This window comes from Pseudomonas sp. LF020 (genome assembly GCF_053456425.1).
Map to the genome: position 1 here is coordinate 159,985 of NZ_JBRFIX010000007.1, position 23,822 is coordinate 183,806.

Sequence of the window (23,822 nt, forward strand, 5' to 3'; positions counted from 1 at the left end):
CATCAGTGTTGTTTGAGCCTGTTCTGAAAGTAATCTTCGTAATTGGATAATATTGTTTTCCAGTTTTCGTATAGTTGTTCCTCAGAGCCGACTACACCTTCAGGTAATGGCATATATCTAACTATTGGTGCAATTTCTTCCGGGTAGTCAAGATCTGCATATAATTCTTCTATGCTTTCAAAGGGGTCTTTTGATAGGTCTTTATTCTCGTATAAATAAGAAAGAGTCAAATAAATCCAAGGTTTGATTGCTTCTTCTTCACTTTCTACTTGATGCGAGTCTTTGTTGATGAGGGTTTGCAATAATTCTCGCAGTAATTGATGCTCTGTCGCGTTCAAAGTGGCGATTTCATAGGCCTCTGGAGGAGAGGTTTTTGTCAGTCCATTGCAGATATAGTCAGAAATACCTTGCTCATTGATGAAGCCTTTTTTCAGGCCAACGTTTAGTTGAGACCAATTTAACCAAGGGGTTTTGGAAAATATGTAGTTGCCGTTTAGGGGTAGTAGATTCATTTGTTTACTTTGGAAGCCTCGATGGTATTTGATTCGGGGTGCCGGTTATTCTTCCGTCAGGTATGAATCTTTGATGTGTTAATTCCATCTTTGAATTAACAATCCACTCAAAGATTCCGGGTTTGTTATTCATCGATCCCGGCATTTGTGTGAGGGTGTTATTTGTACCGTCACCTCCGCGGAGAGGAAATACTCTCCCTTTATCAGGTATTTGGTCAACTACGTAACTAGGCGCTCGGTGCATAGGATCGTCTTTTAAAGCGCTGCCGACGGGTTTAGCACTTTTAATTTCGTCGGCGGCATATCCCGCGCGAAGGCGCTCAAAGCGTGCCGCGTTGTAACCCGATTGATCCTGAGGTTTAGGTGAATTCGGAGTGCCTTCATCAATAGTGGCTGCGGTCGATGGGTTTTTCGCACTACCTGTGGATGAGGAATTATTATCGGGACAGACACTCAACCCCAACGGATCCACCCACCCCGTAGGGTTAGGCACGTACTGGTAGTTATTCAACCCGCCCGCAAGCTTGATCGGGTCCGGCGTCAAAAACCGTCCAGTGCCCGGATTGTAGTAGCGGTGCCGGTTGTAATGTAACCCTGTCTCTGCGTCGAAATACTGACCTTGGAACCGCAGTGGGTTATCGATTTCACTGACGTCCAGCGCCACCAGATTGCCGTACGCACGGTATTTCGCCGACCACATGATCTCACCGCTGTAGTCGGTGAGTTCTTGCGGTGTACCAAGGTGGTCGAGTTGGTAGTAAAACGGCGTGGCCTTGCGCGGGCCTTCACCATCGAGCATCGCCAATGGACGGAAGCTGCCGGGCTCATAGATGTAGCTGCGGTAGCGGTTTTCGGCGCTTTCAGCGATCAGTCGTTCGCCTTGCCACAGGAACTCGGTAGTGTGGCCGTCGACGGTTTTTTCGATGCGTCGGCCGAAGGCGTCGTATTTGTAGGACGCGGTGCTCCCACCCGGCAGGCTTACGCCGATTAGGCGGTGCTGGCAGTCGTAGCGGTATTCGGTAACGAGTTTCTGGCCGGCGCCGCGACGTTCACGGATCAGGTTACCGTAGGCATCGTAGTCGTAATGGCGGTCACCCTGCATCAGCAGGCGGTTGCCTTTGACGTTGGCGAGGTTGGCTGTGCCTTCGTTGTTCTGACCCAGTAGGTTACCCGCCGGGTCGTGGGCGAAACTTTCCGGGGTTGCACCGCGTACGCTGATCAAGCGATCCAGTGGATCGTAGTGATAGCTGCGGTTGCCTTTGCGGCTGTCGTCGACGCCGGCGAGGTTGCCGTTGGCGTCGTAGTTGTAACGACGCTGGAAGAGGTTTTTGTCACGCTGGTTGACGCTGTGTGCTTGTAGTCGGCCCTGTTCGTCGTACTGATATTGGCTGAGCAGCAGGCCTTGCTGGCGTTGCTGCTCGCGACCGGCGCTGAACTGGTGAGAGGTCAGGCGAGAACCGTTGAGATCGATGCTGCTCAGACGTCCACCGGACAGGTGACGGTAATCGAGCATACTGCCATCGGGCAGGCGGCAGTGACTCAATTGACCGACGCTGTCGTATTCGTACCGGGTGGTGCCCCAGCCTTGGTGCTCGGTGATCAAGCGGTCCTGCACGTCATATTCGTAGGCAAGCGGCCAGTTACCGTCGTCGACGTTGACCAGGCGACCTAGGGCGTCGTAGCTGTAGTGGATTTCCTTGCCGTCGGGCAGGGTCTTTACCAGCAGGCGCCCTGAGGTGTCGCGCTGGTACTCGCTGACCAGTTCACTGCCGTCATCGCCGAACTCGGTTTTCTTTAGCAACTGACCGTTGAGGTCGTACTCATACGCCGTGCGGCGGCCGTCGAAGCCAGTTTCTTGCTGGATCAGGCCGTTGGCGTAGTAATCGAGGTGGTATTGCTCGCCGCGTTCGTTCTTGATTTCAGTGAGCAACAGACCTGCGTTGTCGTAGCGATAGCGCAGTTGACTGCCGTCCGGGTTGATACGGCGGCTGACCAGATGCAGGTTGTCAGCGTATTCATAACGGGTGATGCGTCCGAGTTCATCGCGTTCGGCGGTTACGCGGCCGTAAGGGTTGTAAGTAAAGGCGCGCGTGGCGCCTCCGGGCAGGGTGACTTGGGTCAGGCGATCAACAGCATCCCATTGGTAATGAGTGATGGCGCTGAATTCGTCTTGCCGGGTAATCAGCCGGCCCAAGGCGTCGTAGCGGTACTTGCGTTGGCCACCGTCCGGCAGACGTTCTTCGAGCAATTGACCGAGGTTGTTCCAACCTAATTGATGGCGGCTGCCATCGGGGTGACGAATTTGCAGCAGTCGGCCCTGACGGTCATAGCTGTACTGGGTTTCATTGCCGTGCGGATCGATTTGCTGGGTGATGTCGCCTTGCGGGTTGTAGTCGTACTGCCAGCGACCTTTGCCTCGTCTGACCTCGATCAGTTGGCCGTTGTAATAGTTGTAACGCGTAGGCTCGTCTTCTGGGGGAATCACTGCCAGCAACCGGCCAGCATTGTTGTACTGATACTCGGTGATGGCGCCCATTGGGTCTTTTACAGCGATCAAACGGCCCTGATCGTCGTAGGCTTTTTGAGTTTCTGCGCCATCCGGAGCGGTTTCGCTGATCAGACGCGCATTTTCGTCATGCACGTAAACCTGTTCACTACCATCACCGTTGTAAACCGTTACCGTACCGTTGTCGTCCCACTCATAGCGTGTTTCCAGTGGCGAGTAGTTTGCCCAGTGCCGGACGCAACGGGAAAATTTGCCATCACGCTCCCACTCCCAGAAGAAGCTGGCGCCGCCTGCCAGTTGCCGCTCGAGAATCACGTGCTGCTGGTTGTACCGGTAATACTCGGTTTCACCGGCGGCGTTAGTTGCCGAAACGAGTTGATGTTGAGCGTTATACGCGTATGAGACTAGCGTCTTCAGGGTTAGCCATGGATCCTGGCGTTTCCCGGACTCGTCATATTCCGAACGTTGTTGCTGTTGATCCACGGCAACGATATGCCGGTCGTCGTAGCGCAGCAGTAAAGCCCGGCCGGCGCCATTGTCGATGCGCTGAATGCGCCCGACCAAGTCATAGCTGATGTGCACCTGGTTTTCATACGAATCACTGATGGTGGTCAGCCGGTTTGCGCGGAAATGATAGAAACGCGGTTTTGCCCCGGCCTGCGTAAGAATCAGTTCACCGGGTGCATCCCCTAGGAAAATCGCTGCTTGAGCAAGGCTGTTCGTGATGGCAGGTTTTTGTTCGGTCGGTATCGGGAACCGGGTTTGACGGTTTTCGTTGTCCGTCCACAGCACGCCTTCATCATTGATCTGCAGGCGATGAGAAAACGAGTGGCTCCAGCCCGGCCCCATGCGGCTATCGATTTCGACGGCGCTGCTGCGGTAGAGACGGGTCCACTCCAGCGGTAACAGGCCGCCCAGCTCACCGTCGGTGAGGGTGAGCATTTCTTCACCGGTGACCATGGAAACGGGGTCACCGTTAGTGCAGGTTTTGTTGGCACACTGAGCGGGTTGATCAGCCTGGTTCTTGGACTGGGCGGGCGCGTTTTCAACCTTCTCCTGCTGCTCGAGGCGGGTTTCGTTCTGGGTTTTGTTTCGTGCGTGGATTTGCGCGTCGTTTTCGACTTTCCCTCCTGTCGTGGGAGAGGGGCGCTTCGGAGCGGTGGCTGTTTGTGCAGGCGTATGATCAGCGACAGTAGCCACTGCTTTTTTGCCTGAATTGGTGACACCGTTGCCGTGAAACCTCAATGAAGCGGCTGCATCCGCATGGGCTTTGGAGCGAATCCTGCTAATTTCGATGAGCTTGGCGGTGACTTTCTCAACCATGTTGATCGCTTTTTGCGCTTGCAACGTGCCCTTGACCGTTTTAGCTCCTGCGCGCAATGCAACGCCCAGTCCACCTGTGAAAATGATCCCCAGCACGATATAGAGGATTTCCGACTTCAATCTGGCCAATACTTCGGTGCGGGTCTGCGGTGGCAGCATCGACACCCACGTCCAAACGGAAGAGACATAAACCCAAAGCAACGGCTCATCACTTGCGATTAGAAAACTGGTGCGAAGTGCTTCCGTGGAAGCGTTATAGATCTTCTTGATATTTTCGTCGGTGAAGAATTTTTTGAGCGTTTCATAGTTCTCGCGAGGGTGAGTCACCAGATGAAATAGCGACTTGATATCGCCCCAGATACCCATGACGAATTTCCAGAAACCATCCAGTTCGGATTGCAACTGCTGCCAGAAGCGCCCAGCGATCGAAGCGTCGTTATGTTCTTTCCACAACGGCAAGCAAGTGGTTGTCCATTCTGAAGACAACCACTTGCTTAGATCGCCGATGACGTCGTCGTAGGATTTGAACAGTCGATCGTTGTCTGCGCTGGTCAGGCCAGGGAAAAAGCTAATCCGGTACAGCTGGCGAGGCTTCAGGTCACTGACGACTTCAATTCCGGTTGCCCCGATGGTTTTGCGCACGACTTCCCCTGCCACAGGGTTGTTCTTCGCATCGACGGGAGTCAGGACTACTGGCGTGTTGCCAATCGGTACAAAACGCGCCGATTCGAAACTATGAATCAGCGTGAGTTTTCCATTCTCGGGACAGGTAGCGAAATACACGGCTTTGTTCTTGCTGTCCGCCGCGACGGGTTTTTTGACCTCGTCCCCAACTTGAAATTGCTGCTCCATTTCCAGGCCAGGAATGACGCGGGCAGTGGAACGGTAACTTTTCAGGCAATTCTTGAACTCGGCAATGAGCGTGTTGAAGTCAGGCTGTTTAGCGGTGACATGAGCGATCGTATCCAATGGGGTCATACCACCACCTCTTTTTCCAGATAGGCCTTCAACAGCCCGGTAAAATTTTCTTCCGTGAGTGGCGTGCGTTTTACGAACCGCGCCACTTTTTGTTTCAGGTTTGATTCGGGGAAGGAGAAATACAGATCAGCATGTTCTTCTTGCAGCCACTGCAACATATTGCCGATGACGGTCGACGGATTTTCCGCCGTCAACCCATCCAGCAACTCCTTCGGCACCTCCCACCACGGCCAATCCTTCACCTTCGGCAACACCCGCGTCCCGACCTCCAGCGTCTGCCCATTAATCAAATACCGCTCAAACATCGGCATTACTTCCCCAGCCTTCTCCCCAAGCCCCTTCAGAATCGGGTAGATATGCCGCCCATCCCAGAAGCGGAAAAACACCTCGGTTCCGTCCGGCATCTTCACCTGTGTCAGGCTGCGCAGATGTTCGAACACCTCGTTTGGTTCGGCGCGTGAGATGGCCAGCCAGCCCCAGTCGAGGGCGTCGGTTTCGGCGATCCATGGCAGGAATGCCGAGTTCGGTGTGAGTTCGGTGACGTAGGGCATCACTGGTTGCCATGTGGAGTAGGGCGTGCCGCCCCAGATTGGCAGGAGTTGGGCGGTGGGTTCGGTCAGGTACAGGGTTTTCAGCGCGTCGGCATCGCTCGCCGCGCTGATGATCAAGTACAAACGCTCGCCATTTTGCAGCGGCTGTTGCGCCAGCCAGTCCTTGGGTGTCAGTCGATCAGATGGCACAGGCACCTGCCTTGCATTTTTCGCATTCTTCGCAGAACGGCGCGTTACGTTTGAGGGTGTTGATCTGGGCCGGGGTCAGGACCTGGCCGGCTTTGTCGGCGTCGGCCTGTTTGAGAATGCCGGGCATCAGCGGCGCGGCGCCAGTGCCGCTGCCGGGGCTGCCGCCGGAGTTGATGTTGATCGTCGGGCCGCTCATGGTCACGCCGCCGGCGTCGATCTTGATGAAGCTGCCGCCGCCGACCAGGGTCAGCTCGGCGCCGGCTTCGAGCACGACTTTCATGCCGCTGCTGAGGTGGATTTCCTGGCCGGCGTCGATGAACTGGCCGGTGCCGATCTTGATGTGCTGGTTCACGCCCACGGTCAGGTGGTCGTTGGCGCGGGCTTCGACTTTGCGGTCTTCGTAGACGGTGTGGTGTTCTTCGGCCTTGAATTCGGTGTAGCTGTTCTGCTCGACGGTGTCGTGGCGTTCGTTGCCGACGCGGATCTTCTGGTCGTGCTCGATGTTTTCGTCCCAGTCACGCTGGGCGTGGAGGAAGATCTGCTCCTGACCTTTTTTGTCTTCGATGCGCAGTTCGTTGTAACCGCCGCCGCCCATCGAGCTCAGGGTCTTGAACGTGCTGCGGGTCTTGTTTGCCGGCAGATCGTACGGGACGGTGTTTTCCTTGTGGTACAGGCAGCCGCTGATCAGTGGTTGATCGGGGTCGCCTTCAAGGAAGGTGACCAGCACTTCCATGCCGATGCGCGGGATGGCGATGCCGCCGTACTGGGCGCCGGCCCAGGCGCTGGAGACGCGCAGCCAGCAACTGGTCTTGTCGTCAGCTTGGCCTTCGCGGTCCCAGTGGAATTGCACTTTGACGCGGCCGTACTGGTCGCAGTGGATCTCTTCACCTTTGGGGCCGGTGACCACGGCGCTCTGGCTGCCGAGGATGCGCGGTTTCGGGTGGCGCAGCGGTGGACGGTTCGGCACGTCCCACGGGGTGGCCTGGAAGCGGTTGCGATAGCCCTGATGGAAATCGTCTTTGAGTGCGGTGGTGTCGCTAGTAACCGACTCTTCGAGCACCTGCGGCTGCTTGCCTTCGTGCAGGACTTCGGTCAGCAGCCACAGGTCGTTCCACTTGGCCTTCGGGTGTTCGGTCAGGGCGAGGAAATGGCCACTGACCAGCAGCGGCTGGTCGCTCTTGCCTTCGGCGAGCTGGAAGTCGCTGCGGTGGCGTTCGAGGGCACGTTTGGCCAGGTGTTTGCCGCGCTCGCGGTCGATGAAACGGCCCGGGTAGTCGTAGTCTTCGAGGTCGGGCAGGGCGTCGCCACGGTTTTCGCTTTCCAGGGTCAGGCGCGGTTTTTCGAAATCGTAATCGCGGCGCGTGGTGCGGCTAGTGCGGGTTTCCAGGCGCAGGTCGAAACGCTTGATCACCGGGTTGCTGGCGACCATGCCGGAGTCTTGCTGGTAGGCCACAGGCTTGAGTTTCGGGAACACCGTCTGGTCATCGCCGAAGACGAGCTTGTGCGCTGTGGCGCTGTGCTGGAAGTGGTAGTGAATACCTTCTTCCTCGCACAAACGCTGGATGAAATGCAGGTCCGATTCATCGTATTGCACGCAGTAGATGCGCTCGGGATAGATCGAACCGGTCTTGAATTCGTAGGCGTTGCTCTGGATGCCGTGCTCTTCGAGAACCATGCCGATGATTTTCGGCACCGTGAGGTTCTGGAAGATGCGTTGGTTGACGCGGTGCGCCAGGTACGACAGTTGCGGGCGCAGGGTTACCGAATAACGCGTCAGGCGCTTGCCGGAATCGCCTTGCGCGGCGCGGTAGATCTGGCCGTGGATGCCGCTGCCATCGGGCGACAGCTGCAGGAAGGCCGGTTTGTGCAGCAGGGTTTCGAGGTCCAGCGACGGCTGCTCACTGACCAGCTCCACCTCAAAGACAAAAGGCTGGCTGATGGCTTCCCGGCCGGTCAGGGTGAATACCTGAAAATCGGCGGAGAGCCCTTCGATGGTCAGGGCAAAGTGGGTTTCATTGGCCGGCGCGAACATCCCTTGTTCCTCGTGCTGTACAGCGGCGCTCGTCGACGGCCGCAAAAAAAGCGGCTCAACGTACGCGAAATTCTGGAGGGGCGTAAACAACATCGACCAGCAGGGCTGGTCGATGCTTGTAACGATCAGCCGTAATTAAACGACTGGAGCACGCCAGTCATCGGAACCCGAAGTACCGGATACTTCGTGGGTCCAGGTGATTTTGCGGTAGGTGAACTGCACTTCTTCCAGGTGGGTGAAGTGCGAGTTGCCTGGATCCTGGCAGTTGTGCATTTTGTTGTTGATGGCGACGATGATCGCGTCTTCCAGTTTGGTGGTGTAGTAGTGCTCTTGAGTACCTTGAGCAGAAGTACGGTACCACTGGATAACGATTTCGCTCATACGCTCGCCGGAGGTCAGAGCAGCTTGCAGCAGAGGCGAAGCCTTGTCGTAGACCTTGGTGATGATCACTGGCTTGTGAACGCGCTGACCGGTTGGCTGACCGGATTGTGGGTCACGCGGGATGATCACGTCGTGGCTGAAAGCCTGAACCATGACCTGGTCTTCGTGGCCTTCCTGGTAGGTGTTGCCAACGGAGTCGGCGGTGAAGGCGCCGGCAGTGATCAGGCCTTGTTTTTCGCCGGTAACCGACATGTACGCTGGTGTTGCCATGGGGTGCTCTCCTTGCGGATAAATTTAGGGTGCCCGGGGCGAAATCGCCCGGTGGGTGCCTGACTGTTATCAAGGAGCGTGCCAGGTTTGTCGAAGGTCCCGGCAGCCGGGGGTGGAGTGGCTCTAGCCTGCGGTTTGGCCGATGTTTTTTGCTGAATAGAGAGGGAAAGTGCGCAACTTCTTGCGCAGTACTGCGCAAGAAGTTGCGCACTTGGCTGTAAGCCACGCCAGTCAAGGCCTGTAGCGAGATGATCAGGTTTTTTTGCTGAACAAGTGCGCAAGAAGTTGCGCAGTAAGGCCAAGGGCCAGCGTCGAGCGCTTGAAACGATTCGTCCTGCACGACGGTCAATCACTCACGAGCGCGCCGACGGCGTCTGCACATTCCCCCTATCGAGTGAGAACGACATGAAAATCCTGATGGTTTTAACGTCCCACGATCAATTGGGTGACACCGGCAAGAAAACCGGCTTCTGGCTGGAAGAATTCGCCGCGCCGTATTACGTGTTCAAGGACGCAGGCGCGCAACTGACGCTGGCCTCGCCCAAGGGCGGCCAGCCACCGCTGGATCCGAAGAGTGACGAGCCGGACGCACAGACTGCCGCCACCGATCGCTTCCGCAAGGACTCCGCCGCCCAGTCGGCACTGTCCTCCACGGTCAAACTGGAGACGGTGAAGGCTGCGGATTTCGATGCCGTATTTTATCCCGGCGGCCACGGCCCGCTATGGGACCTGGCTGAAGACCGCCATTCCATCGCCTTGATCGAAGCGTTTTACAACGGTGGCAAGCCAGTCGCAGCGGTGTGCCATGCGCCCGGCGTGTTGCGCCATGCCAAAGGCGCTGACGGTCAGCCGCTGGTCAAGGGTAAGCAGGTGACGGGGTTTACCAACAGTGAAGAGGAGGCGGTAGGGCTGACCAATGTAGTGCCGTTTCTGGTGGAGGATGAGCTCAAGGCCAAGGGCGGGATTTTCTCCAAGGGCGCAGATTGGTCGAGCTACACCCGTGAAGATGGATTGTTGCTGACGGGGCAGAATCCGGCGTCGTCGGAGGAGACGGCGTTCGCGTTGTTGTCACGATTGCGCTAGAGGCAGCATTTGATTCTGTGGCGAGGGAGCTTGCTCCCGCTGGAGTGCGCAGCGCTCCCAAAACGAGGGCCGCTTCGCAGCCCAGCGGGAGCAAGCTCCCTCGCCACAGTCAGAACAGTTTCAGGTTTAAAACCTGGGCACACTCTTCGATCGAACGCCGCTGCGTCTCGGCATACAGCTCCAGCTCATCAATCGTCGCACGCCCCAGCGCCTGTTCGAATGCCTGGCGGTTCGAGTGCTCGCCATAGTGCGTCTGCGCGGCATCCCCAAGGTTCGACTGAAAAATCCCCGCCGCACTCACCGGCAGGAAATCTTCGTACACCAACGGTTCAGCTTTCACATGGCCCTCGCGGAGCAAATCCTCCAGCGATGCCGACTTAAGGCTACCCGCCGCCAAGCCTTTTTCCGTAGGGAAATACCGAAAGTACGCCAGCTCCTGTGCGCGCATGCCCTCGACGCTGTCAGGAAATTCGCCAAAGTGCTGGGTCATCAGCGCGTTGTAGCGTGCGGCGTTGCCTTCGTTGGGGAGGTCACCGAGTTCATCGCGCGCGGCATTCAACAGGCGGTCATACAGCGCCCGGCCCTTGGGCGTCAGCGCCGCACCACGTTGTTCGATCTCGCCGAAACGCGCGCTGTGGCTGCCGTGGGTGTCACTCTGGTCGGTGAAGGCAATCGGCTCGTCGAGCGCCTTGAAACTGGTCTGGCGCAGGAGGATTGGACATTGCCGGCGCGGTGGCCCTTCGATCACCGCTTTCGGGGTGATGCCGTGCACCGGCATTTGCGCTTGAACCCTGTCGATGTCCAGCGTGCGCGGGGTCAGGTGATTGATGTGCGGGCCTTTGAACGCCACCACATCGGCGATCAGACGGTGCTGGGCGCTGAGGGTCTGGTACTGCGCGGCGGTGACGGTTGCGCTGTGATGCCAGCGAAAGGTCTCCAGGGCCTGCAGGACAAATTCCTCCGCTTCAGGCTCATTTAGCCCACCCGCTGACTCAGCCTGCTCGATCAGACGCAATGCCGCAGGGGTGAAGATCGAACGCTGGTTCAACACCGATTCAGCAAACGCCCGCAGCTCGGGATCTTCGATCAGTTCCAGACGCAGTAACGATGTGAACACCCGAAATGGACTGACCTGCAGCGCCGCTTCATGCACCGCGCGAAACGCCGTGGAATGCACCGGCACGCCCGCCGGGGTCAGGTCGTAATAACCCACCGGTTGCATGCCCATCACCGCGAACAAACGGGCGAGGGTCGCCAGCTCTGTAGCCGTGCCGACGCGGATGGCGCCGTGGCGCTCCATGTCCAGTCGTTCGATTTCACCGGTGCTGTCGAGCTGCCGAGCGATGTCCGGCTGAGCTGCCAGCACTTCGCGATTGGTCTGTTCCACCAGTTCCATCAGCGCGCCGTACAGCGGCACTTCTTCGCGGTACATGTCGGACATCGCTTTGGAGAAGCGTTGGCGGATCAGGTCGGGGCTGACGAAAGGCTGCACGGTCATGAAAAAAATTCCTGCCACGGTCACGGTTTGGATGGAGGAAAAGATCGCAGCCTTCGCCGACGGCGGCAAACGAAGAATCCTACGAACTTCATTCTGCCAACGACTGATCCACCAGTTCGATCCAGTGCACAACCTGCGTGCGTCCGGCGCCGGCCAGATGATTCTGGCAGCCGATGTTGGAGGTGACGATCAAGTCCGGGCGATCGCTTTCCAAGGCGTTGAGGCGGTTGTCGCGCAGTTGCCGGGCGAGGGTCGGTTGGGTCAGCGAATAGGTGCCGGCCGAACCACAGCACAAATGCCCGTCCGGCACCGCCGTGAGGTTGAAACCCAGCCGGACCAACAGCGCTTCCACCGCGCCGCCGAGTTTCAGCGCATGTTGCAAGGTGCAGGGGCAATGTACGGCGATCCGCCGTTGACTGGCGGCGCATACTTTCTCCAAGGGTTCCTGCGCGAGTATCTGCACCAGATCCAGCGCTCGTTCGCTGATCTGCCGCGCCTTGTCGGCGTAGCGCGGATCCTGCGCCAGCAAATGCCCGTAATCCTTGATGAACGCGCCGCAACCGCTGGCTGTCTGCACGATGGCTTCCGCGCCGTTTTCCAGGTGCGGCCACCACGCGTCGATGTTCTGCCGGGCGCGATCGAGGCCCTTGGCCTGGGCGTCGAGGTGATAGTCCAGCGCGCCGCAGCAACCGGCCTCGGCCACCGGCGTGACGCTGATCCCCAACCGATCGAGCACCCGCGCCGTTGCATCATTGGTGTTCGGCGACAGGCCCGGTTGCACGCACCCCTCGAGCAGCAGCACCCGCCGTGCATGGCGCGGCGCTGGGCGTGTGCCGGACGCTGGCGAGCGCTGCGGCAATTTGCTTTCGAACATTCGCGGCAGCAAGGGCCGAAACGTTGTACCAACGCGCAGCAAACCCTTGAACATCCCGGGATTCGGCGCCAGTGCACGCAAGCCCTCGCGCAACAAGCGCTGGGCAGCGGGGCGTGGCACCGCCTGATCGACCACCGCACGGCCGATGTCGAGCAGATTGTGATAGTCGACCCCAGACGGGCAGGTGGTTTCGCAGTTGCGGCAGGACAGGCAGCGATCCAGATGCAGTTGTGTCTGCTCGGTAGCGGGAGCGCCTTCAAGCACTTGCTTGATCAGATAGATGCGCCCGCGCGGCCCGTCGAGTTCATCACCGAGCAACTGATACGTTGGGCAGGTGGCGTTGCAGAACCCGCAATGCACGCAGGTGCGGAGGATTTTTTCCGCCTCGGCGGCACGCGGCAGTTGTCGGGCTTGTTCGCTGAGGGTGGTTTGCATGGCTAGAACTCCGCGTACATCCGGCCGGGGTTGAACAGCCCTTGCGGGTCGAGTTGCGCCTTGAGTTGCCGGTGATAGCGCATCAGCGTGCGCGGCAGCGGCTGGAACGGCGTGTCGCTGGCGCCATGGGTAAAGCAGGTGGCGTGGCCGCCGAGTTCCTGAGCAAGAATCTGGATGTGCTCGTGATCGGACTTCAGCCAGCGTTGCGCACCGGCCCAGTCGATCAGTTGCTGGCCGGGCAAGTCCTGCGGTCCGAGATTGTTCGGCAGCGACAGGCGCCACAGCGGCAGGCCTTCGTCGAAAAAGCTCAGGCGTTGCTCGTTCAGGTCGCGCCAGAACGTCGAATCCAGTGGTTCGCCGCCAAGCCGTTGATGCGCGGCGGTGACCGAGCCTTCGCCGCCCTCAAGGCGCAGATACAGGCTTTGCCCGTCATGACAGGCGCCGCTGATCGGCAACGGTTGCTGGCCCCATTCGGCCAGTCTGGTCAGCGCCCGCGCGCAATCGATATCGAGGCGGATGCTCAGGCATTGACGCGGTTTCGGCAGGACTTTCAGCGAAACTTCGGTCAGCACGCCGAGGCAACCGAAACTGCCGGTCAACAGGCGCGACAGGTCGTAGCCGGCGACGTTTTTCATCACTTCGCCACCGAAGCGCAAGTGCTCGCCGAGGCCGGTGATGACCCGGGTGCCGAGGACAAAATCGCGCACCGAACCGGACCATGGCCGCCGTGGCCCGGACAGTCCGCTGGCGATCATCCCGCCCACCGTGGCGCTGTCGCCGAAGGCTGGCGGCTCGCAGGGCAGCATCTGCCCGGCCGCGTCGAGCGCCGCGAGCAGCTCGCGCAACGGCGTGCCGGCGCGCACGCTGACCACCAGCTCGGTCGGTTCATAGCGCACGATGCCGCGATGCGCGCGGACGTCGAGCACTTCACCGGCCACTTCGCGGCCGAGAAACGCCTTGCTGTTGCCGCCCTGGATTTTCAGCGGTGTGGCGTTGGCCCGGGCCTGGTTGACCTGCTCGAGCAGCGTGCCGCTGGCGTCGAAATCAGCCATCAGAAACGCTCCAGTTCGGGGAATGGCAGTTGCCCGGCATGAATGTGCATCGCGCCGAATTCGGCGCAGCGATGCAGGGTCGGGATGTTCTTGCCGGGGTTGAGCAGGCCTTGCGGGTCGAATGCGGCTTTTACCGCGTGGAACAGGGTCAGCTCAGCGCTGGTGAACTGCGCGCACATCTGATTGATTTTCTCGCGGCCAACGCCGTGTTCGCCGGTGATGCTGCCGCCAACCTGCACGCACAATTCCAGAATCTTCCCGCCCAACGCTTCGGCGCGCTGCAGTTCGCCGGGCTGGTTGGCGTCGAACAGAATCAGCGGGTGCATGTTGCCGTCGCCGGCATGAAACACGTTGGCCACGCGCAAGCCGTATTCGGCGCCGAGGCGGGCGATGCCTTGCAACACGCCGGGCAATTCGCGGCGCGGGATGGTGCCGTCCATGCAGTAGTAGTCCGGCGACAGGCGGCCAATGGCCGGAAAGGCGTTTTTGCGCCCGGCCCAGAAGCGCACCCGCTCGGCTTCATCGCGGGCCTGACGCACGTCGCTGGCGCCGGCCTGAAGCATGACCTCGCGCACCCGCAGGCAATCGTCGTGGACATCGGCTTCGACGCCATCGAGTTCGCACAGCAGAATCGCCTCGGCATCGACCGGGTAACCGGCGTGAATGAAGTCTTCGGCGGCGCGGATCGCCAGGTTGTCCATCATCTCCAGGCCGCCGGGAATGATCCCCGCGGCGATGATGTCGGCCACGGCGCGGCCAGCCTTTTCCACCGAGTCGAAACTGGCCAGCAAGACCTTGGCGACTTGCGGTTTTGGCAACAGTTTGACCGTGACTTCGGTGATGATCCCCAGCAGACCTTCGGAGCCGGTGACCAACGCAAGCAGATCGAAACCCGGCGCATCGAGGGCATCGCTGCCGAGCGTCAGGCGTTCGCCTTCGATGGTCAGAACTTCGATTTTCAGCAGGTTGTGCACGGTCAGACCGTACTTGAGGCAATGCACGCCACCGGCGTTTTCCGCGACGTTGCCGCCGATCGAGCAGGCGATCTGCGAGGACGGATCCGGCGCGTAATACAGGCCGTACGGCGCGGCGGCCTGGGAGATCGCCAGATTGCGCACCCCCGGTTGAACCCGTGCGGTACGGGCCGCCGGGTCGATGTGCAGGATGTTGTTGAACCGCGCCATCACCAGCAACAGACCTTTTTCCAGCGGCAGCGCACCCCCCGACAACCCGGTGCCGGCACCCCGGGCAACCACCGGCACATTGTGTTGATGGCAGAGCTTGAGCAGGGTTTGTACCTGATCGAGTCGCCGGGGCAGGGCCACCAGCATCGGCGTGGTGCGATAGGCCGACAGACCGTCGCATTCGTACGGCTTGAGTTCGTCTTCGCGCCAGAGCAGGTCGAGATCCGGGAGGGCGCGCTGCAGGGTTTTCAGCAACTCGGCCTTGTTCACTTCCGGTAGCGGACCGTCGAGGCGTTCGTCGTAGAGAATGTTCATTTCGACCTTCCGAACCTATACCGCCAAGAGAGCTTTTTGTGGCGAGGGAGCTTGCTCCCGCTGGGCTGCGCAGCAGACCTGAGATCGATGCCGTGTCGAGACAGGCTAGTCGCATTCGCAGGATCAGGGCCGCTTCGCGCCCCAGCGGGAGCAAGCTCCCTCGCCACAATGACTGCTGTGGGTTTCATCGCTGATTACCCAGAAACTCCCGATACAACCGCGCGGTATTCCCCGGTTGTTCGACCATTGGCATGTGCCCGACGCCATCCCACACTTCGACCCGCAAATTGGCGATGCCCTTGCTCCACACCGGCACGCTGCTGACGTCGATCAAGCGGTCCTTGCGCCCCCACAGCAGCAGCGCGGGGCATTTGATATCGGCCAGTTTCGGCTCCATCGGCGGGCTGGCGCGGAAGTCACGGAAGATCTCTTCCAGTTCATCGCGCTGGCGTTCGTATCGCTGAGCGATGGCGTCCAGTACCAGTCCGGGCACCCACGGTGGCGAGGCCATGGTCATCGCATAGAACTGACGGAATTCTTCCCGGGAATTGATCAGGAACGGGTTATGCCCACGGGCGAGGTGACGCTCCATGTCGCTGGCCTGCGGTGCAGTGACGCCGGCCGGGTCGATCAGCGCCACCGAGGCGATCCGCTCCGGGTAAGTTGCTGCCAGCCATGCCGCGATGTAGCCACCCATGGAGTTGCCGATCACGTGGACTTTCTCCACGCCGCACACGTCCAGCAGCTGGATCATGCGCTTGGCCTGCAGCGCAATGTCGTAGCCGCCTCCGGCCTTGAACCCGGTTTCCCCATGGCCGGCGATGTCCGGAATGATCACCCGGTACTGGCGGACAAAGTGCCTGGCGAAGCGCAGCCACAGGTTTTTTTCGGCGCTGAAACCGTGCAGCATCAGAATCGCGCTGGCCGCCTCATAAGGGCCTCCTTGCCAGGTCGACACCGTCATTTCGGCAATCGGCACCTCGATTTTGTGCAACTTGTACAACTTGGCCTCGAACGCCGTGCTCAGGTCATACAACCAATGCCCGACCGCCGGGTAACTCAACCAGCTCCAGGCTACGAAAACCGCGAGAGCGACAAACAGCACAAGCATCGACGTCTTCCTTTTACGTGTTCAGGACAGAATGTGGTCAGCCGGTTTCAGCGCCCGGGTCAACCGGTAGTAGCTGAAACTGAAGCCCGGAAATATCGCGATCACATGACCGCTCTTGCTCTGATACCAACTGTGACAGCCGCCGGACATCCACACCGTGCGTTCCATCTCACGGTGGATCATTGCAGTGTAGGTACGTTCCGCTTCGGGGCGCACTTCGATGCTGCGCAGGCCTTTTGACTGCAGGGTGTGGATGCAGTCGAGGATGTAGTTCATCTGCGCTTCGATGATGAACAGCGCCGAGGTATGGCCGATGCCGGTGTTCGGGCCGGTGACGATAAACAGGTTGGGAAAGTCCGGCAGGCTGGTGCCCAGATAAGCGCGCGGGTACTGCGCCCAGACGTCCTTGAGTTGCACGCCGTGCTTGCCGGTCACCGGGTAGGAGACCACGCCGTCGGTGGCGTCATAGCCGGTCGACCAGACAATCAAATCGACGTCGATGTGCTGGCCGTCCGTGGTGGTGATCCCGGTTTCGTCGAGCGCGGCGATGCCTTGTTCGCGGCTGTGCAGCGTGACATTGGGCCGGGTCAGCGCCGGGTAATAGGTGCTGGAGAGCAGGATGCGCTTGCAGCCGATGGTGAAGTCCGGGGTGAGTTTTGCGCGCAGTACCGGGTCCGGCACTTGTTGCTTGAGAAAACGCAGGGCCTGACGCTGAACCAGGTGAATTGCCGGTTTCGAATATTTGAAGGCGATCACCCGGGTTTCGAATTGCCAGTAGAGCAGCCAGCGCAGCAGCTTGTACGCCGGTTTGACACCCAGCAGCCAGCGCTGGAAAGGCCCGAACGTGCGATCGGCGCGCGGCAATACCCAATGCGGCGTGCGCTGGAACACGTGCAATTGCTCGACTTCGACGGCAATCGCCGGAATCACCTGCGCGGCACTGGCGCCGCTGCCGACGATGGCCACGCGTTTACCGCGATAGTCGTAGCTGTGATCCCAATTGTTGGTATGAAAAGTCTTGCCTTCAAAGCGATCCATGCCGGGGAAGGAGGGGATCACCGGTTGGCTCAACGGCCCGGAGGCGTTGATCACGAACTGCGCGTAGAAAATCCCTTTGCTGGTGTGCACCGCCCAGCGCTTTTCGGTGTCGTCCCATTCGATGCGTTCGACGTTGGTTTGCAGCGCCACCCGCTCGCGCAGGCTGAAGCGCTCGATGACGTATTCGGTGTAGCGATGCAGTTCGGCCTGGGCGGCGAACATCTGTGTCCAGGGAAATGGCGCAAACGACAACGAGTAGAGCGGCGACGGCACATCCACCGCCGCACCGGGGTAGGTGTTCTGGCACCAGGTGCCGCCGAAAAAGTCCCTTCTTTCCAGCAAGCGAAAATCGTCGATCCCGGCCTTGAGCAAGTTGACCGCCGCACATTGGCCGCCAAATCCGCTGCCGATGATCAACACTCGGTAGGTGTGCATGGGCCTCCTTCTTATAGTTGTTTTTCCGTTTTCATCCTTTCAGGTATAGCTAAATATTTGCCGGGTGGGAGCGGGTTTGCTCCGGGTGGTGTTTTGATGGATGCGGAGTGTCAGATAGGGGATGTCTACTGAACTGCCGCCTTCGCGAGCAAGCTCGCTCCCACAGTTAAGTGAGTGAAGGCGCGGGGCTGGCCGGTGATGGTTATTTAACGGCTGCCTGTTAGACTTCCAGCACATCCGTCTGAGGGTGTGCGCAGGTTCCGTCGAGTGGTCGAGGCCCTTATGCGAAAAAAGGGGGGAAAGGGACTTTCACTGGCCAGGAGGCTTTATACATCGCGAACCCTCGGGCTGGTGCTGGGGCTGTTGTGCGTGAGCGCGGCGATGTACCCGCTCGATCCGCCGCTGTGGGTCTGGGCGCTGATGCTGTTCAACGGCCTGCTTTGGCCGCACCTGGCGTTTCAATGGGCTCGTCGTGCCAGCGTTCCTTACCATGCGGAACACCGCAATCTGTTGGTTGACGCCTTTATGGGCGGCTTCTGGGTCGCCGCCATGCACTTCAATCCATTGCCCAGTGCCACCACCGTTTCGATGATGGCGATGAATAACGTCGCGATCGGTGGTTTGCGTTTTCTCGCCGCAGGCCTGGCGGCGCAGATCCTCGGTATCGGCGTCGGCCTGGTGGTTTTCGCCCCGGCGTTCATCCCGCAAACTTCGCCTCTGCAGCTGTATGCGTGTCTGCCGTTGCTGATGCTGTACCCGCTGGCGCTGGGCTGGATCTGCTTTCGCCAGGCCTACACGCTGGGTCTGCACAAGCGTGAGCTACTGGCCCTGAGCCGCACCGATAGCCTTACCGGGTTGCTCAACCACGGCGCGTGGAAGGATCAACTGGAAATCGCCTTTCAACGTTGCCGCCGGCAGCAGCAGGGCGCAGCGATCGCGTTGATCGACATCGATCACTTCAAGGCGATCAACGACACCTACGGGCATGTGGCGGGTGACATCGTGCTGCGCCAGTTGAGCAAAATGCTCAAGCAGAACCTGCGCGCTGCGGACGTCGCCGGGCGCTATGGCGGCGACGAGTTTTGCGTGATCCTGCCCGACCTGCCGCTGTTCAGTGCCGCGCAGGCGATGGAGGCCTTGCGCGAACGTTTCGCCATCCTGGGTTACGAGCAGAACCCGGCACTCAAGGTCAGCCTGAGCATTGGTCTGGCGGCCTATGATCCGGCGCACAGCGACGCGACCCGTTGGCTCAATGATGCCGACCAGGCGCTGTACGAGGCCAAGGCGACCGGCCGCAATCGGGTGATCTGCAACAGTGATGATCTGCCGAAGCAGGAACTGCTCGATTCGGTCTGACTGCCCAGCACAATTTCCTCCTACAGGTGTTCGTTGTCGGCCGCAGAGATGTCGCATCCGGTATAGAGCCTTGCGTCGATGTCAGGTACGGTTCAATCCCCCCCCCGACGCGAAACAAGGATCGATTCATGACGTTCTCATTTTCCCGCTCGCTGCTGGCCGCCAGTCTCGGCCTGTCCCTCGCCCTAAGTTCCGCCGGCGCCTTCGCCGAACCGCACAAGCAAGTGCTGGCCGACGCCGAACAGTATCAACCCGAAGCCCTGAAACTGCTGGAACGGCTGGTCAACATCGACTCCGGTTCCGGTTATGAACCGGGCCTGAAACAAGTCAGCGAGATCGCCATCGAGGAGCTGAAAAAGCTCGGCGCGACCATCGAACTGGTGCCCAACACCCCGGAAAAATCCAACCACGTGTTGGCGACCTTCAAAGGCACCGGCAAGGCGAAAATCCTCTTGATGGCGCACATGGACACGGTGTTCAAAGAGGGCTCCGCCGCCGAGCGCCCGTTCCGCATCAAGGACGGTCGCGCCTACGGGCCGGGGGTGATGGACGACAAGGGCGGCATCGTCGCCGGGATCTACGCGCTGAAGATTCTCAAGAACCTCGACTTCAAGGACTACGCACAAATCACCTTCCTGCTCGACGCCAGCGAAGAAACCGGCTCGGACGTCGCCACCGACCTGATCAAGAAAACCGCCAAGGCCCACGACGTGACCCTCAACCTCGAACCGGGGCGTCCGGCCGATGGCTTGGTGGTGTGGCGCAAAGGCAGCGCGACGGCGCTGGTCGAAGTCAAAGGCAAGGCTGCACACGCCGGGGTCGCGCCGGAACTGGGGCGTAACGCGGCGATGGAAGCGGCGCACCAGATTCTGCAACTGGGCAAACTCGGCGACGAAGCGAAGAAAACCACCATCAACTTCACCGTGCTCCAGGCCGGTGATCGCACCAACGTGATTCCGGATCACGCCACCGCCAAGGCTGACGTGCGTGCAGCGGTGCCGGAAGAGTTCGACCGGATCGAGAAAGACCTGGCGCGAGTGTCGCAGGACAAGCTGATCGCCGAAACAGAAGTCACCACCAGCCTCAAACGCGGGTTGCCGCCGATGCCGCAGACGGCGGAGTCGGATCGCTTGATGGCCATGGCGCAAGGGATTTACGGCGAGATCGGCCGCAAGCTGACCGAAGAGGGCAGCGGTGGTGCGGCGGATGCCAGCCTGTCAGCCGGCGTGGGCACGCCGACGCTGGACGGTTTCGGGATTGTCGGCGGCAATATTCATACGCCGGAAGAATACGCCGAAGTGGCGAGCGTAACGCCGCGGATTTATCTGTTGTCGCGGATGATCATGGAGTTGGCCAAGCGCTGACTTCCGCGGTGGGGCGGTGCTGCAACTGACGCCTTCGCGAGCAAGCTCGCTCCCACAATGGATCTGTGCCGAACACCAATGCTGTGTTCACTGAAGATCCACTGTGGGAGCGAGCTTGCTCGCGAAGAGGCCAGTCCTGACCGCAGCTTATTCCTTGACGCTCATGTATTCCTTGGCCCAGAGGATGTAATCCTCAGGCTGGGTGTAGGTGTGCGTGAGTTCCGTGGCGCTCAGGTCGGAGGCCTGGGTGAAGATCTGGCGTTGTTCGCGCAGGCTGTCGTAGGTGGCCTTGATCGCGGCGAAGTACGCGCCGTGGCCGTCGATGGTCACGCGCACACCGAGTTCGGCCAGGCGCTTGTCGTCGCGCAGGGCCGGGTTGCCGTAGGTGACCAGCATCAGCGGCACCGTCAGGTGTTCGGCGATTTGCTCGAGCTGATCGAAGTCCTGCACCCCGACCATGCAGATGCCATCGGCACCAGCGGCCTGGTATTGCTTGGTGCGGCTGATGATTTCCTGATTCGGCAGGATCCCGGCGTTGGTGCGGGCGATGATTGCCATTTCCGAATCGACCCGGGCTTCCAGCGCCGCGCGGATCTTGCCGACGCCTTCAGCGACCGAAATCAGGTCTGTGGATTTGCGCCCGAATTGCGCCGGCAGCAGGGTGTCTTCGATGGTCAGGGCGGCGACGCCGGCGCGTTCCAGTTCAACGATGGTGCGCATCACGTTGAGGGCGTTGCCGTAGCCGTGGTCGGCGTCGGCGATCACTGGCAGTTGGGCGACGCGGCCGATGCGGGTGGCCTGTTCGGCGAACTCGCTGAGGGTGATCAGGGCAAAGTCGGGGGCGCCGAGCACCTGCAATGAGGCCACGGAGCCGCCGAGGATCCCCACTTCAAACCCCAGGTCGGCGGCAATGCGCGCGGACATCGGGTCGAACACCGAGGCGGTGTGGTAGCAGGTGTCGGAAGCCAGCAATTGACGGAAGTTACGGCGCAAATCTTGATGGGAAAGCCTGGTCATACGAGTTCCACCAATACAAAGGAATGGAACGGCTTGAGCAAAGGTGTCAACGCCGAAGAATGAAAAGGCTATCACGCGAATGGGTCAAGGTTCATGACGAATTTGCGAGTGAGGCGTTGATGAAGGATCCAGCGGCTGAAAGGTTTCATCGGCAGTCAGCGGATTTTCACTGGCAAAACTGCAGATCAGGCGGCTACCGCCTGTTGCTGTTGCCTGGGCAGCAGCACCGCGCGTACCGAATTGCCCGGTTGCAACTGCAAGCGCTTGGCGGTGAGGCGATCGACCACCAGGCTATTGCCGACCAGACGACCGGGGGCCACGGTGATGCGGCAGTTCTCCAGGCGCCGGTTATGGATCAGCCACAACGGTGCCTGATCGTCCGGGGTGCCGAGGCTCAGGGTCAGCGCCAGGCTGTCGCGCACGGTACGAATGCTGCCGATCGGCGCCTCGATCACCGGGCCACCGTCGAAGATGTCGATGTAGCCCTTATGCGTGAAGCCTTCTGCACGCAGGATCTTCAGCGCCGGTTCGGTGTTGGGGTGCGGCTGGCCGATGACGGCTTGTGCCTGCTCGGTGAGCATGCAGGTGTACAACGGCTGGCGCGGCATCAGCTCAGCGATGAACGACTTGTTGCCCAGCCCCGACAAGTGGTCGGCATGGCTGAAGTCCATCTTGAAAAAGTGTCGGCCCAGGCTGTCCCAGAACGGCGAGCAGCCGAGTTCATCGGCACTGCCACGCAGTTCGGCAATCATCTTTTCGCCAAACAACTGCGGGAATTCGGCCACGAACAGCAGGCGCCCCAACGACAGGAGCCGACCATTGCTGCCTTGGCGGTGTTGCGGATGCAGGAACAGCGAACACAGTTCCGACTGACCGGTCAGCTCATTGTTGAGAAACAGTGTGGGGATCTGCCGCGAAATGCCGAGATCCGGTGCCGAACTCACAGTCAGACCGACCCGATAGTTGTACCACGGCTCGCGCAACCCCACCGCGCCGGTCAAGGCGCTGACACCGACCACCCGCAGGTCGTCGTCTTCGAGCACGAACAGATAATCGGCGTCGGCCCGTTCAACCTGTTCGGCGAACGCGCGCTGAGCCCAGCGCACCCGGTGGGCGAGGCGATCCTCATTGGCCGGCAGGGTCGTAAACCCCGGACCGGCCTGTTGCACCAGGGTCATCAGCGCTGGCAGGTCGCTGACTTTGACCGGACGGACGATCATGCGGGAACTCCTTGTACGCGCCTGTTCGGGCACTGTCGTTGGGTATGCAACCGGGCGCGGTTCACAGGGCTGTCAGCCTGACCGTGCTGCCATCGGTAACTTTCAGCGCCGCGCACAGTGCCGGCGTCAGCGACAGCGGTTGATCGGGCTGGTAGTTCAGTTCGGCGACGATGGCCCGGAATCCATGCAGGGCGTCGTTGCTCAGCAGGTAATGGCCACGGGCGTCGATCTGCGCTTGCTGGCGGACGGTGACGGTCTGGCTGCGGGCGATCGAACGGATGTTCGCGGTGCGCGCATACAGGGTCGGACCGGCGTCGAACAGGTCGATGTAGCTGTTGGTTTCAAAGCCTTCGCGTTCGAGGATGTCGAAGGCTTCCTGGCCGTCCGGGTGAATCCGGCCAATGCATTCCTGCGCTGCCAGAGGCAGCATCGGTACGTAAATCGGGTATTGCGGCATCAGTTCGGCGAGAAACGTGCGGCTTTGCAGACCGCACAGGCGCTCGGCCTCGACGTAGGGCAGATCGAAGAAGTGCTTGCCCAGTGCGTCCCAGAACGGCGAATGACCGTTCTCATCGCTGTAGCCGACGATCTCGGTGATCACCGCCTCGGCGAAACGTTGTGCATGAGCGGCGATGAACAGCAGCCGCGCCCGTGACAGCAATTCGGAAAAGGCGCTGCGCACCAACGCGTTGTCGATGTGAAAACCGCGCAGCAGGGTGTGGTCGTTGAGGTCGTGACACAACGACAGCGCCGGCACCCCGTGTTCAATGTTCAACTCCCGCGAGGCACTGGTGAAGTGGCGGTTGCGCAGGCTGTAGAACGGTTCGTTGAAACCGGCAGTAGCGAGGATCTCCGAGCAGCCGACCAGCCGCTGAGTGTCGAGGTCTTCCAGCACGAAAAAGTAGTTCTCCGGGCCTTGCGCCTGAATGTCGCTGGCGAACGAGGCGCAGGAACTGGCGATTTTTTCGCGCAGGCGTTCGCTGTCGTCCGGCAGCGACGTGACGCCGACCAGGCTGTCGCGGGCCAGTTGCTGCAACTGCGGCAGGTCGGTTGTCTCGACTGGGCGTAAGACCAGCATGGATGCACTCCTGTATCAAA

General features: G+C 60.0%; 17 protein-coding genes. 3 read left to right on the forward strand and 14 right to left on the reverse strand.

What is annotated here, in order from left to right:
* Positions 1-2: 2 nt before the first annotated feature.
* From ACU680_RS17945 to ACU680_RS17965, 5 genes are all read right to left on the reverse strand, one after another.
* Positions 3-512, reverse strand: a complete 510-nt coding sequence (locus ACU680_RS17945) for a DUF2247 family protein (protein WP_448180134.1) — start codon at positions 510-512, stop codon at positions 3-5.
* A gap of 4 nt (positions 513-516) precedes the next feature.
* Positions 517-5,319, reverse strand: coding sequence for an RHS repeat-associated core domain-containing protein (locus ACU680_RS17950; protein WP_448180135.1), 4,803 nt, complete (start codon positions 5,317-5,319; stop codon positions 517-519).
* A complete protein-coding gene (locus ACU680_RS17955) occupies positions 5,316-6,059 on the reverse strand; it encodes a DUF4123 domain-containing protein (RefSeq protein ID WP_448180136.1) in 744 nt (247 codons plus the stop codon). The genes ACU680_RS17950 and ACU680_RS17955 overlap by 4 nt, the downstream gene beginning before the upstream one ends.
* Positions 6,049-8,091 (reverse strand): type VI secretion system Vgr family protein, encoded by a 2,043-nt coding sequence (locus ACU680_RS17960; RefSeq protein ID WP_448180137.1) that lies wholly within the window; start codon positions 8,089-8,091, stop codon positions 6,049-6,051. Before ACU680_RS17960 ends, ACU680_RS17955 begins: the two co-directional genes overlap by 11 nt.
* Before the next feature lie 135 nt (positions 8,092-8,226).
* Positions 8,227-8,742, reverse strand: coding sequence for an Hcp family type VI secretion system effector (locus ACU680_RS17965; protein WP_003226246.1), 516 nt, complete (start codon positions 8,740-8,742; stop codon positions 8,227-8,229).
* A gap of 405 nt (positions 8,743-9,147) precedes the next feature.
* Between ACU680_RS17965 and ACU680_RS17970 the strand changes: the two genes are divergently transcribed.
* Positions 9,148-9,825, forward strand: a complete 678-nt coding sequence (locus tag ACU680_RS17970; RefSeq protein WP_367085069.1) for a type 1 glutamine amidotransferase domain-containing protein — start codon at positions 9,148-9,150, stop codon at positions 9,823-9,825.
* Between the two features lie 109 nt (positions 9,826-9,934).
* Here ACU680_RS17970 and hglS read toward each other — a convergent pair whose 3' ends face one another.
* The 6 genes from hglS to ACU680_RS18000 form a co-directional block, all read right to left on the reverse strand.
* Entirely contained in the window at positions 9,935-11,323 is a 1,389-nt protein-coding gene (gene hglS, locus ACU680_RS17975) for a 2-oxoadipate dioxygenase/decarboxylase HglS (protein WP_448180138.1), read from the reverse strand.
* An 88-nt stretch (positions 11,324-11,411) separates the two neighbouring features.
* Positions 11,412-12,632, reverse strand: a complete 1,221-nt coding sequence (gene glcF, locus ACU680_RS17980) for a glycolate oxidase subunit GlcF (RefSeq protein WP_448180139.1) — start codon at positions 12,630-12,632, stop codon at positions 11,412-11,414.
* A gap of 2 nt (positions 12,633-12,634) precedes the next feature.
* Complete coding sequence (gene glcE, locus ACU680_RS17985) at positions 12,635-13,684, reverse strand: glycolate oxidase subunit GlcE (RefSeq protein ID WP_448180140.1); 1,050 nt, start codon at positions 13,682-13,684, stop codon at positions 12,635-12,637.
* Positions 13,684-15,183, reverse strand: coding sequence for a glycolate oxidase subunit GlcD (gene glcD, locus ACU680_RS17990; RefSeq protein ID WP_448180141.1), 1,500 nt, complete (start codon positions 15,181-15,183; stop codon positions 13,684-13,686). The genes glcE and glcD overlap by 1 nt, the downstream gene beginning before the upstream one ends.
* Positions 15,184-15,367: 184 nt before the next feature.
* Positions 15,368-16,294: an alpha/beta fold hydrolase gene (locus tag ACU680_RS17995; RefSeq protein ID WP_448180142.1), complete on the reverse strand. Its 927-nt coding sequence runs from the start codon at positions 16,292-16,294 to the stop codon at positions 15,368-15,370.
* A 21-nt stretch (positions 16,295-16,315) separates the two neighbouring features.
* Positions 16,316-17,767 (reverse strand): flavin-containing monooxygenase, encoded by a 1,452-nt coding sequence (locus ACU680_RS18000; protein ID WP_448180143.1) that lies wholly within the window; start codon positions 17,765-17,767, stop codon positions 16,316-16,318.
* Between the two features lie 282 nt (positions 17,768-18,049).
* Here ACU680_RS18000 and ACU680_RS18005 point away from each other — a divergent pair, with 282 nt between their 5' ends.
* Complete coding sequence (locus tag ACU680_RS18005) at positions 18,050-19,123, forward strand: diguanylate cyclase (RefSeq protein WP_448180144.1); 1,074 nt, start codon at positions 18,050-18,052, stop codon at positions 19,121-19,123.
* 128 nt (positions 19,124-19,251) lie between these two features.
* Complete coding sequence (locus tag ACU680_RS18010; RefSeq protein WP_448180145.1) at positions 19,252-20,487, forward strand: M20/M25/M40 family metallo-hydrolase; 1,236 nt, start codon at positions 19,252-19,254, stop codon at positions 20,485-20,487.
* A 147-nt stretch (positions 20,488-20,634) separates the two neighbouring features.
* Here ACU680_RS18010 and ACU680_RS18015 read toward each other — a convergent pair whose 3' ends face one another.
* From ACU680_RS18015 to ACU680_RS18025, 3 genes are all read right to left on the reverse strand, one after another.
* Positions 20,635-21,504 (reverse strand): isocitrate lyase/PEP mutase family protein, encoded by an 870-nt coding sequence (locus ACU680_RS18015; RefSeq protein WP_007968750.1) that lies wholly within the window; start codon positions 21,502-21,504, stop codon positions 20,635-20,637.
* A gap of 185 nt (positions 21,505-21,689) precedes the next feature.
* Entirely contained in the window at positions 21,690-22,724 is a 1,035-nt protein-coding gene (gene astA / locus ACU680_RS18020) for an arginine N-succinyltransferase (RefSeq protein WP_007968752.1), read from the reverse strand.
* 61 nt (positions 22,725-22,785) lie between these two features.
* Entirely contained in the window at positions 22,786-23,802 is a 1,017-nt protein-coding gene (locus tag ACU680_RS18025) for an arginine N-succinyltransferase (RefSeq protein ID WP_448180146.1), read from the reverse strand.
* Positions 23,803-23,822: the final 20 nt, after the last annotated feature.

Coding starts and splice junctions, on each gene's coding strand:
- ACU680_RS17945 (WP_448180134.1), bottom strand. CDS start 512: ATGAATCTACTACCCCTAAACGGCAACTACATATTTTCCAAAACCCCT.
- ACU680_RS17950 (WP_448180135.1), bottom strand. CDS start 5,319: ATGACCCCATTGGATACGATCGCTCATGTCACCGCTAAACAGCCTGAC.
- ACU680_RS17960 (WP_448180137.1), bottom strand. CDS start 8,091: ATGTTCGCGCCGGCCAATGAAACCCACTTTGCCCTGACCATCGAAGGG.
- ACU680_RS17965 (WP_003226246.1), bottom strand. CDS start 8,742: ATGGCAACACCAGCGTACATGTCGGTTACCGGCGAAAAACAAGGCCTG.
- ACU680_RS17970 (WP_367085069.1), top strand. CDS start 9,148: ATGAAAATCCTGATGGTTTTAACGTCCCACGATCAATTGGGTGACACC.
- hglS (WP_448180138.1), bottom strand. CDS start 11,323: ATGACCGTGCAGCCTTTCGTCAGCCCCGACCTGATCCGCCAACGCTTC.
- glcF (WP_448180139.1), bottom strand. CDS start 12,632: ATGCAAACCACCCTCAGCGAACAAGCCCGACAACTGCCGCGTGCCGCC.
- glcE (WP_448180140.1), bottom strand. CDS start 13,684: ATGGCTGATTTCGACGCCAGCGGCACGCTGCTCGAGCAGGTCAACCAG.
- glcD (WP_448180141.1), bottom strand. CDS start 15,183: ATGAACATTCTCTACGACGAACGCCTCGACGGTCCGCTACCGGAAGTG.
- ACU680_RS17995 (WP_448180142.1), bottom strand. CDS start 16,294: ATGCTTGTGCTGTTTGTCGCTCTCGCGGTTTTCGTAGCCTGGAGCTGG.
- ACU680_RS18000 (WP_448180143.1), bottom strand. CDS start 17,767: ATGCACACCTACCGAGTGTTGATCATCGGCAGCGGATTTGGCGGCCAA.
- ACU680_RS18005 (WP_448180144.1), top strand. CDS start 18,050: ATGCGAAAAAAGGGGGGAAAGGGACTTTCACTGGCCAGGAGGCTTTAT.
- ACU680_RS18010 (WP_448180145.1), top strand. CDS start 19,252: ATGACGTTCTCATTTTCCCGCTCGCTGCTGGCCGCCAGTCTCGGCCTG.
- ACU680_RS18015 (WP_007968750.1), bottom strand. CDS start 21,504: ATGACCAGGCTTTCCCATCAAGATTTGCGCCGTAACTTCCGTCAATTG.
- astA (WP_007968752.1), bottom strand. CDS start 22,724: ATGATCGTCCGTCCGGTCAAAGTCAGCGACCTGCCAGCGCTGATGACC.
- ACU680_RS18025 (WP_448180146.1), bottom strand. CDS start 23,802: ATGCTGGTCTTACGCCCAGTCGAGACAACCGACCTGCCGCAGTTGCAG.